The following is an 8,201-nucleotide window of genomic DNA, read 5'->3' as shown; positions in this document are numbered from 1 at the left end:
GGTGCGGCTCGATTTCGAAACCGCCCGCCGGCTGTTTACGCTGATCACCGTTCTGCACTGGAAGGGTTAGTCTCCGATGGAGACGCCGCCGCGCGCGCGCACCCCGCAGGCCGTGCTGTTCGCATGCGGCCTCAACAGCGTGCGCTCACCGATGGCCGCAAGCCTGCTGCAGCAGATGTTTCCGCACGCGCTCTACGTCAAATCCGCCGGCGTCCGCAAAGGCGAGCTCGATCCGTTCGCGGTCGCCGTGATGGCGGAGCTGGGCCAGGACATCTCGGAGCACAAGCCGACCACCTTCGAGGAACTCGACGACTGGGAAGGGCTGAATTTCGACCTCATCATCACGCTGTCGCCGGAGGCGCACCACAAGGCGCTGGAATTGACCCGCACAGTGGCGGCCGATGTCGAATACTGGCCGACCCACGATCCCACCGGCGCCGAAGGCAACCGCGAGCAGAAGCTGCAGGCCTATCGCGAGGTCTGCGACACCCTGTTGATGCGCATCCGCAAGCGGTTTTCCAAGGTGGGGGCCGCTAGTGGGTGAAACACCCCAGCTGTCGTCCTGGCCACCGCGCCGGGACCCATAAGCCGCGGCGGCGCGATTGAAGGAAGTGGCTGTTGCAGGATCGCGTTTCGATACAACGGCCGGTGGCTATGGGTCCCGGCGCGGTGGCCGGGACGACGGATGATAGTTCCGTGGTTGTCTCCCCCAGCCCGTTCCGATAGGTTCCGCGCAAATTTCGCCCCGCCCTCCCGCCGACGAATCCCCGCATGCTAGGCCGTCCCAAATTCGTTCTCGCCTCCGGTTCGCCGCGACGGCTCAGCCTGCTCAACCAGGCCGGCATCGAGCCCGATGCGCTGCGTCCGGCCGATGTCGACGAGACCCCGAAGCGGGGCGAGCTGCCGCGCGCCTGCGCCAATCGCCTCGCCCGCGCCAAGGCCGACGCCGCGCTGAAATCGGTGCAACTCGACGACGAACTGCGCGGCGCCTTCATTCTGGCCGCCGACACCGTGGTCGCGGTCGGCCGTCGCATCCTGCCCAAGGCCAATCTGGTCGACGAGGCCTCGCAATGCCTGCGGCTGCTGTCGGGGCGCAACCACCGGGTCTACACCGCGATCTGCCTGGTGACGCCGAAGCAGGCCTTCCGCCAGCGCCTGATCGAGACGAGGGTGCGCTTCAAGCGTCTGAGCGAGGACGATATCCAGGCCTATATCGGTTCCGGCGAATGGCGCGGCAAGGCCGGCGGCTACGCCGTGCAGGGCATCGCAGGGTCGTTCGTGGTCAAGATGGTCGGCTCCTACACCAACATCGTCGGCCTGCCGCTCTACGAGTCGGTCACGCTGCTCGGCGGCGAGGGTTTTCCGATCCGCTTCGGCTGGCTCAATGCCAGCTGAGCCGCCCAAAGGGGCGGCCCCCGGCAAGGGCGCGGCGAAGAAGTGCCCGATCTGCGGCAAGCCGGCGAATGAGGCCTCCAAACCGTTCTGCTCCGAGCGCTGCCGCGACGTCGACCTGAACCGCTGGCTGTCCGGCTCCTACGTGGTTCCGGGCCGCCCCGAAGCCGACGAGGACGCCGATTAGCAAAATATCGAAAACAACCCCATGTACAGTAGGACGGGGGACGTTGGCACGGGTGCTTCTCGCGCCCCGATCCGACGCAGATAAGCTCGATTTCCCAGTAATTTGGCCGAAGATGCGAGGCGGGCCGCGCCCGGCGTAGCCAACGGCGAAGCCGGGTGGACATGCCCCCCCGGCCTGACTATAAACCGGCGCTCCCGGGCCATTGCCGGGCAGTGCCCGGGTAGCTCAGTTGGTAGAGCATGCGACTGAAAATCGCAGTGTCGGTGGTTCGATCCCGCCCCCGGGCACCATCTTTTAAACTGGTCGTTTTCTCCCTCGGCTACCCGACGTGCCTTCGGTGCGCGTCGCCTCAGTCGGGGTGTAATCTCTCGTCATGAAACAGCCGATCATCTCATCCAGCCGCGAAATCATGGGCGGCGCCGCCGTGTCGCGCGGCACGAGAGTTCCGGTGCAGACCTTGCTCGACTATCGCGAAGGCGTGGATTTCGGGACGGTGGTCACCTGCGCCTCCGAGCGAAACGCAGGCGCACGCACATCCGGGACCCAGATCTGGATGGGACGCAGTCCTTGCCGACGCAGCCGTTCGCGATGCTCGCGAACTTTTACACGAGAGGGCTTCGGCGCGGACACCACGACAATTCTCCCCGCTGGTTACATGTAACCTATACGAGTAAAGCGACTGGCCAAGCCGGGCTGGTCGGCAATTTAAATTTTGCAATATTTTCAATGATACGAGTTTGCCGTTTATCCTGAATGGCCGCCGCCTGATCAGCGCGGGCGCTTCGGCAGTTTCGGGAGTCCGGCAGGGCTGAATCTCGCCATCGGCTCGCTGGCCTCTGTCGCGCGCGGCTGTGGTGGTTCGCTGAACAGCAGCACTCCCTCGAGGGTCACGCCCGGAAACTGTTCTGCCTTTCCGACATAGGTGATCAATTTGCCGGCGCAGGTTCCTTCAAGCCTGACCGCGAGTTCCTGATCGTCGCCGAATACGGTCGGCAACCCCTCGCTGTGCCGTTTCGTCGTGAGGGTCGCGGTGAATCTATTTTCGTGCACCTCGCACGTGCCGTCGTAGGTCATGATGCCGTCACGACCCCAGAGCTTCCCGTGTGCGATATGGACGATGCCGGTGCCCTGACCGAGCGGGGTGTTGAACCACGCCGCATACGTGCCGTCCTTGAGCATAAGAGGAGCCTCTTGCCGGTTGTTCGCGAGAGGCCATGATCGGCACGATTAGCTTTAAAAAGCGGTTAATTCCGGCCCCCGTGGTACCCCGGGGTTACATGCATGTTGCGATTGCCTCGATGGGTTTCGCTCCACCTTCGATGCATTGAGCTTCTGCGACGTGGTCGCTCAACCCATCCTACGGACTACGCGCTGTCAGGCCGCCTCGTAAGACGCGATCTTCTCGATCTGCGGCGCGAGCACGTCTTCTGCCGTTTCGAGATCGAAGCGCGCCTGAATGTTCATCCAGAACGCCGCGCCGGTCTTGAAGAATTTGCCCAGCCGCAGCGCGGTGTCGGCGGTGACGGGCTTTTCTTCGCGCGCGATGCGTTCGATCCGGGTGCGCGGCACGTGCAGCGCAGCCGCGACCGCGTAAGGCGTCAGCTTGAGCGGAACGAGAAATTCTTCCCGCAGGATTTCGCCGGGATGAACCGGCGCAAGTTTCTTTGCCATGTGCAAACGCCTCATCGGTGGCCACAATCGGCCGGTTCTCGCTAGTGGTAGTCGATTATCTCCACGTCTTCGGCACCCGCATCGGTCCACCTGAACACGACCCGCCATTGATCGTTGATCCGGATCGAATGCTTAGCCGCCAAATTACCCTTGAGAGCTTCCAGGCGGTTTCCCGGGGCGAGTTCAAGGCTTCGAGAAAGGCGGCGGCGTCCACCATGATCAGTTTTCGGCGAGCTGCCCTGGCGAGGTCTGCCGGAAAACCCTTTGGGATCCTGCGGCCCTGAAGGATCGGCTCGGCAAACTTCCCCTTGAAGCTCCTGATCACGGGCAATACGTATCACGTTGGGATACGTATTGCAAGGCTTTCGTATCTTAATGAGATACTATCCCACTCGCGTCGCTTCCAAACTCATCCCGGTTCGATCCGATTGGGCGGCACTCGGTCCCGTGCCGTTGTTATGTGAGGCCCGTCACATTGCGGAAAGCGTGACCGCGGTACCAACGATGCATGAGGTTTGCGAACCGAAACGCAGACGGCAGCAACGGGGCACCACGGTCATGAAACGCGTTCTGGTATTCACGCTTGTCGCGCCGCCGCTGAGCTTCGCCATCGCGTTCTGGATCCTGCTGCAGGCCGCAAACTGGGCCGCCGGAACCCCCTTTACCTTCAACCTTCGCCAGGTCGCATCGCTGCCGACGGCCTACCTGATCGGCGTGATCCCGGCCCTGCTGGCCGCGACGTATGACTACGTCATGGAGGAAGCCGATGTGTCCTGGCGGGCCGGGCTCACCGCGATGTTCGCCTACGCCATCAGCTACCTGCCGCTGGTGATCGCGGGCGGGATGGAATTCACCCAGGGACCGGTTTTCTGGCTGTTCGGACTGGTCGGCGCCGTGCCCGCCGCGCTGTGCTCCTGGCTGGCGACGGCGCAGGAACAAGCGCCGCAGCTGCGATGCGTCACCGCTTGAAGAAAAAGGTCATGCCCGCCTCATCTCGCCCGGGTATCGTCGGCACGCAGCGATTTGAGGAAATCCCAGATCAGCAGCGCCATCACCAGCACGGCGATGATGATCAGCGGCACCGCCTTGATCCACCAGAGCAGGATGCCGAGAAACACGCAGACGCCGGCAATTCCGATCAGTCCGGTGATGAGATTCGTCATCTGCTGCTCCCAGTTTTGGCGCGAGGCGCACCGGTCTTGGCCGGCGCGGCGCCGCGGCGGCCGCGCTTTCCGATAGTCTGGACCAGCCAGTTGGCGGTCCGCAACAGCCGTGCATCGTTGCCGCGGCGCCCGACCAGCTGGACGCCGATCGGCAGGCCGGTTTCCGATTGCAGCAGCGGCAGCGATACCGCCGGCGTGCCGAGATAGGTCCACAGCGAGCAGAATGCCGGGTTTCCGGTGCTGTCGAGGCCGCGCGGCGCCGGACCCGGCGCCGCCGGTGTCAGGATCGCGTCGTACTCGTCGAACACGCCGTCAAGCGCGGCGTTGAGCGGCGTGTTGCCGGCCAGCGCGCGCATATAGTCGACGGCCGTAACCTTCTGCCCGCGCTCGATCAGGCCGCGCAGCACCTTGCTCAGGGACTCGCCGCCCCGCTCGAAATCGCGATGCAGGTTGTGCGCCATCTCCACTTCCATGACGGTGCGGTGCATGTCGACGGCGCGGTCGAAACTCGCGCCGATCTCGACCTCGGAAACGCGGTCGCCGAGCGATTGCACCAGTTCGGCAAACGCCTCGGTGGTTATCTTTTCGGTATGCGTCCAGGCGGGCGTGCGGACGAAGGCGAAGCGCGGCGGCAGGGGCGGTTCGCTCGCCGCCATGTCGACGAAGGGCGGGCAGGCGAGGGGACGCGTATCCGGATCCTCCTCGTCGAAGCCCGCGAGAATCTGCGCGAGCAGCGCCGCATCGCCGACCGAGCGCGCGAACACGCCGACATGATCGAGCGCCCGCGACAGCAGCAGCGCGCCGCTGCGTGGGATTAGACCGTGAGTCGGCTTGAAGCCGACCACGCCGCAGAAGGCGGCGGGGCGGATCACCGAGCCGTTGGTCTGCGAGCCGATGGCGCCCGGCACCATCAGCGCCGCCACCGCGGCGGCGGAGCCGGAGGACGATCCCCCCGGCGTGTGATCCCGGTGGTGCGGATTCCGGGTCTTGCCCGGATTGAAGTAGGCGTATTCGGTCGTCACCGTCTTGCCGAGGATCACGGCTCCCGCCGCCCGCAGCCGCGCCACCGCCGCCGCGTCGCGGCGCGGCGTGCGCCCGGCCCACAGCTTCGAGCCGAATTCGGTCGGCATATCCGAGGTGTCGAAGATGTCCTTGATGCCCACGGGCACGCCATGCAGCGGCCCGGTGGGCTTGCCCTGCTTGCGGTGATCGTCGGCGGTCTCGGCCTGCCACATCGCGTGGTCGCGGTCGAGGAACGCCCACGCCTCGACATCGCGATCGGCCTCGTCGATGCGCTTGAGGCAGTCGCCGACCAGCTCCGCCGAACTGAGCCGGCCGTCGCGGATGCCGGCCGCAGCCTCCGCGAGGCCGAGCGCATTGAGACTCATGCGCGCCCTTTCAGCGGTTTCCATAGAGATAGTCGGGCAACCACAACGCAAGTCCCGGGAAGACGTAGACCAGCGCCATGGTGAGGAACACCAGGCCGACAAAGGGAAGCGCGCCGGAGAAGATGTCGGTGAGCTTCACCTCCGGCGGCGCCACGCCCTTGAGATAGAAGGCGGCCATCGCCACCGGCGGCGTGTTGAACGCGGTCTGCGTGTTCAGTGCAACCAGGATGCCGAAGAAGATCGGATCGACGCCGTAGGCGGGAAGCAGCGGCAGGAAGATCGGCACGAAGATGATGATGATCTCGGTCCATTCCAGCGGCCAGCCGAGCAGGAAGATGATCACCTGGGTCAGCAGCAGGAACCCGACCGTCGACAGGTTCATCGAGGCGAAGAACTGCTCGACCACCGTCTGTCCGCCGAGCACGGCAAACACTGCGGAAAACGTCCACGACCCGATGAACAGATAGCAGACCATCGCGGTGGCGCGCACGGTCAGGTACACCGATTCGCGCATCATCTCGTAGTTGAGCGAGCCATAGCAGGCCGCCAGGACGATCGCCATGACGGCGCCGACCGCGGCCGCCTCGGACGGGGTCGCGAGACCCAGCAGGATGGCGCCGAGCACGGAAATGATCAGCAGCGCCAGCGGCAGGAACGAGGTGGCGAGCGCCCAGATCACCGTCTTGATCGGCACGTTGGTCTGCTCGGGCGGCAGCTTCGGCGCCAGCGCGGGATTGATCATCGCGCGCACGATCACGTAGACGACGTAGAGCCCTGCCAGCAGGAACCCCGGAAAGAACGCCGCCGCGTAAAGCTTGACCGCGGAAACGCCGGCGGTCGCCGCGTAGACGATCAGCAGGATGCTCGGCGGAATCAGGATGCCGAGGCAGCCGCCGGCGCAGACCACGCCCGCCGACAGTTTGGTGTCGTAACCGGCCCGCAACATGGCCGGCAGGGCCAGCAGGCCCATCAGCGTGACGACGGCGCCGACGATGCCGGTGGCGGTCGCGAACATCGCGCAGGTCAAAAGCGTGGCCACCGCGAGCGCGCCCGGCACGTTCTTCATCGACAGCTGCAGCGCGTAGAACAGCCGGTCGAGGATGTTGGCGCGCTCGATCAGATAGCCCATGAACAAAAATAGCGGGACCGCCACCAGCACGTCGCTGGTCGTGACCTCGAATGTCTTCTGCACCAGCAGCGTGAAGACGCGATTCTGGAAGAAGTCCTGACCCGCGGTGTAGTAGGCGTAGTAGCCGAACGAGACGCCCATCGCGATCAGTGTGAAGGCGATCGGGAAGCCGAGCATGATGATGAAGATGAACAGGACCAGCATCAGCATGCCGAGTTGGGGATCGGTCATGCTCCTGCTCCTTTCCCTTTTTCCTGCTCAGCCGCCTGATGCTCGCGGATGACGACGCTCTCGGTCTCCTCCACGTCGTGCAGGCGTTGCGGCCACTGGCCGGTGCGTATGCAGAGAACGCAGCGGATGATTTCGGCGATCCCCTGCAGGAACAGCAGGAAACCGGTGATCGGGATCAGCGCCTTGAGCGGGAACACCGGCACGCCGGCAGGGCTGAAGATGCTGACCTCGCGGAAGCGCACCGACATCTGGGCGTAGTTGAAGCCCGAATACATCAGCGCCGCGATCGCGGGCAGGAAGAACAGCATATAGAGCACGAGGTCCATCTTCGCCTGGGTACGCGGCGACCAGAGGCGGTAGACCACGTCGGCGCGCACATGGCCGTTGCGCGAGAGCGTATAGGCGCCGGCCATCAGGAACATCGCGCCATAGCTGATGTAGCTGATGTCGAAAGCCCAGGTGGTCGGCGCACGCAGCACGTAGCGCACGAACACTTCGTAGGTGACACCGAGCGTGAGGACGAGAATCAGCCAGGCGAAGGACTTGCCGACCCAGGTGCTGAGTTCATCGATGAAGAAGAGAAATTTCGTCATGCGAGCTGAACTCGCGGCGAGTCGTACATCCTGAAGTCCCCCACCCCATTCATGGCCGGCCGGCGCTTCGGCTGCGCCGGCCTTCGTTCATATAGCGTCAGCGATGCGCCGGGAAGCCTCAGATCTTGAGCACGCCCGGGAAGTGATGTTCGAAGGCGCCGCGGTAGTCCGTCGAATTGTTCATGTTGTAATAGACCACGCGGCGCACCCATGCCTTTTGCGAATCCATCACCTTCTTCATGAAGGGATCCGCCCCGAGCTGGGCGATCAGGCCGTCCCAGGCCTTGATCTGGGCATCGAATACTCCCTTCGGAGTCCGGATGACGTTGACCTTGTCCTTGGTGATCAGTTCCTGCAGGTCCTTCGAGTAATAGTCCATCGCCTTCCATTCGTTGGCCGATGATACGGCCTCCGCCGAATATTGCAGGATAGCCTTGTGCTCGGCGG

At 64.2% G+C, this 8,201-nt stretch carries 12 protein-coding genes, 1 tRNA gene and 3 pseudogenes; 7 read left to right on the top strand and 9 right to left on the bottom strand.

Translation table 11 applies throughout. From position 1 onward, the window contains the following. The 6 genes and pseudogenes from Q8N40_RS10710 to Q8N40_RS10685 form a co-directional block, all read left to right on the top strand. Window positions 1-70: UPF0262 family protein (locus Q8N40_RS10710; protein ID WP_305711796.1), on the top strand; the 70-nt coding region annotated here is incomplete at its 5' end. A gap of 6 nt (window positions 71-76) precedes the next feature. Further along, window positions 77-544, top strand: coding sequence for a low molecular weight phosphatase family protein (locus Q8N40_RS10705; protein ID WP_304873339.1), 468 nt, complete (start codon window positions 77-79; stop codon window positions 542-544). A gap of 227 nt (window positions 545-771) precedes the next feature. After that, the gene (locus Q8N40_RS10700) at window positions 772-1,395 is read left to right on the top strand and encodes a Maf-like protein (protein ID WP_305322568.1); all 624 of its coding nucleotides are present in this window, start codon (window positions 772-774) and stop codon (window positions 1,393-1,395) included. Further along, complete coding sequence (yacG, locus tag Q8N40_RS10695; protein WP_305322567.1) at window positions 1,385-1,579, top strand: DNA gyrase inhibitor YacG; 195 nt, start codon at window positions 1,385-1,387, stop codon at window positions 1,577-1,579. Before Q8N40_RS10700 ends, yacG begins: the two co-directional genes overlap by 11 nt. Before the next feature lie 214 nt (window positions 1,580-1,793). Further along, a tRNA-Phe gene (locus tag Q8N40_RS10690) sits at window positions 1,794-1,869 on the top strand. An 83-nt stretch (window positions 1,870-1,952) separates the two neighbouring features. Further along, window positions 1,953-2,015 (top strand): annotated as a pseudogene (locus tag Q8N40_RS10685) (hypothetical protein); the annotation flags it as partial. A 29-nt stretch (window positions 2,016-2,044) separates the two neighbouring features. On the opposite strand, the gene Q8N40_RS10680 reads toward Q8N40_RS10685, so the two are convergent. From Q8N40_RS10680 to Q8N40_RS10665, 4 genes and pseudogenes are all read right to left on the bottom strand, one after another. Continuing rightward, window positions 2,045-2,209, bottom strand: a complete 165-nt coding sequence (locus tag Q8N40_RS10680; protein ID WP_305711795.1) for an antitoxin MazE family protein — start codon at window positions 2,207-2,209, stop codon at window positions 2,045-2,047. Between the two features lie 138 nt (window positions 2,210-2,347). Next, entirely contained in the window at window positions 2,348-2,758 is a 411-nt protein-coding gene (locus tag Q8N40_RS10675; protein ID WP_305711794.1) for a hypothetical protein, read from the bottom strand. 195 nt (window positions 2,759-2,953) lie between these two features. Next, window positions 2,954-3,250, bottom strand: coding sequence for a HigA family addiction module antitoxin (locus Q8N40_RS10670; protein ID WP_305322565.1), 297 nt, complete (start codon window positions 3,248-3,250; stop codon window positions 2,954-2,956). 41 nt (window positions 3,251-3,291) lie between these two features. Continuing rightward, window positions 3,292-3,575: pseudogene (locus Q8N40_RS10665) on the bottom strand (type II toxin-antitoxin system RelE/ParE family toxin). A gap of 233 nt (window positions 3,576-3,808) precedes the next feature. Here Q8N40_RS10665 and Q8N40_RS10660 point away from each other — a divergent pair. Next, window positions 3,809-4,219 carry a DUF5413 family protein gene (locus tag Q8N40_RS10660; RefSeq protein ID WP_305711793.1) on the top strand — a complete coding sequence of 137 codons (411 nt, stop codon included), beginning with the start codon at window positions 3,809-3,811 and terminating at the stop codon, window positions 4,217-4,219. Window positions 4,220-4,239: 20 nt separating this feature from the next. Here Q8N40_RS10660 and Q8N40_RS10655 read toward each other — a convergent pair whose 3' ends face one another. The 5 genes and pseudogenes from Q8N40_RS10655 to Q8N40_RS10635 all read right to left on the bottom strand — a co-directional run. Next, complete coding sequence (locus Q8N40_RS10655) at window positions 4,240-4,413, bottom strand: hypothetical protein (RefSeq protein ID WP_305322562.1); 174 nt, start codon at window positions 4,411-4,413, stop codon at window positions 4,240-4,242. Then, window positions 4,410-5,801, bottom strand: a complete 1,392-nt coding sequence (locus Q8N40_RS10650) for an amidase (RefSeq protein ID WP_305711792.1) — start codon at window positions 5,799-5,801, stop codon at window positions 4,410-4,412. The genes Q8N40_RS10655 and Q8N40_RS10650 overlap by 4 nt, the downstream gene beginning before the upstream one ends. A gap of 10 nt (window positions 5,802-5,811) precedes the next feature. Beyond that, window positions 5,812-7,161, bottom strand: coding sequence for a TRAP transporter large permease subunit (locus Q8N40_RS10645; protein ID WP_305711791.1), 1,350 nt, complete (start codon window positions 7,159-7,161; stop codon window positions 5,812-5,814). Next, complete coding sequence (locus Q8N40_RS10640; protein ID WP_305711790.1) at window positions 7,158-7,754, bottom strand: TRAP transporter small permease subunit; 597 nt, start codon at window positions 7,752-7,754, stop codon at window positions 7,158-7,160. Before Q8N40_RS10640 ends, Q8N40_RS10645 begins: the two co-directional genes overlap by 4 nt. A gap of 118 nt (window positions 7,755-7,872) precedes the next feature. Next, window positions 7,873-8,201, bottom strand: a pseudogene (locus Q8N40_RS10635) (C4-dicarboxylate ABC transporter); the annotation flags it as partial.

The sequence above is a fragment of the Bradyrhizobium sp. genome, from assembly GCF_030693485.1.
GTDB lineage: Bacteria > Pseudomonadota > Alphaproteobacteria > Rhizobiales > Xanthobacteraceae > Bradyrhizobium.
The sequence above is the reverse complement of the archived record's forward strand: the minus strand, read 5'-3'. Positions and strand labels throughout refer to the sequence as shown.

Bases quoted from the DNA above. Each gene is read 5' to 3' on its own strand.
- Q8N40_RS10645 (WP_305711791.1), bottom strand. From the start codon at position 7,161: ATGACCGATCCCCAACTCGGCATGCTGATGCTGGTCCTGTTCATCTTC.
- Q8N40_RS10640 (WP_305711790.1), bottom strand. From the start codon at position 7,754: ATGACGAAATTTCTCTTCTTCATCGATGAACTCAGCACCTGGGTCGGC.
- yacG (WP_305322567.1), top strand. From the start codon at position 1,385: ATGCCAGCTGAGCCGCCCAAAGGGGCGGCCCCCGGCAAGGGCGCGGCG.
- Q8N40_RS10650 (WP_305711792.1), bottom strand. From the start codon at position 5,801: ATGAGTCTCAATGCGCTCGGCCTCGCGGAGGCTGCGGCCGGCATCCGC.
- Q8N40_RS10700 (WP_305322568.1), top strand. From the start codon at position 772: ATGCTAGGCCGTCCCAAATTCGTTCTCGCCTCCGGTTCGCCGCGACGG.
- Q8N40_RS10670 (WP_305322565.1), bottom strand. From the start codon at position 3,250: ATGGCAAAGAAACTTGCGCCGGTTCATCCCGGCGAAATCCTGCGGGAA.
- Q8N40_RS10655 (WP_305322562.1), bottom strand. From the start codon at position 4,413: ATGACGAATCTCATCACCGGACTGATCGGAATTGCCGGCGTCTGCGTG.
- Q8N40_RS10675 (WP_305711794.1), bottom strand. From the start codon at position 2,758: ATGCTCAAGGACGGCACGTATGCGGCGTGGTTCAACACCCCGCTCGGT.
- Q8N40_RS10705 (WP_304873339.1), top strand. From the start codon at position 77: ATGGAGACGCCGCCGCGCGCGCGCACCCCGCAGGCCGTGCTGTTCGCA.
- Q8N40_RS10660 (WP_305711793.1), top strand. From the start codon at position 3,809: ATGAAACGCGTTCTGGTATTCACGCTTGTCGCGCCGCCGCTGAGCTTC.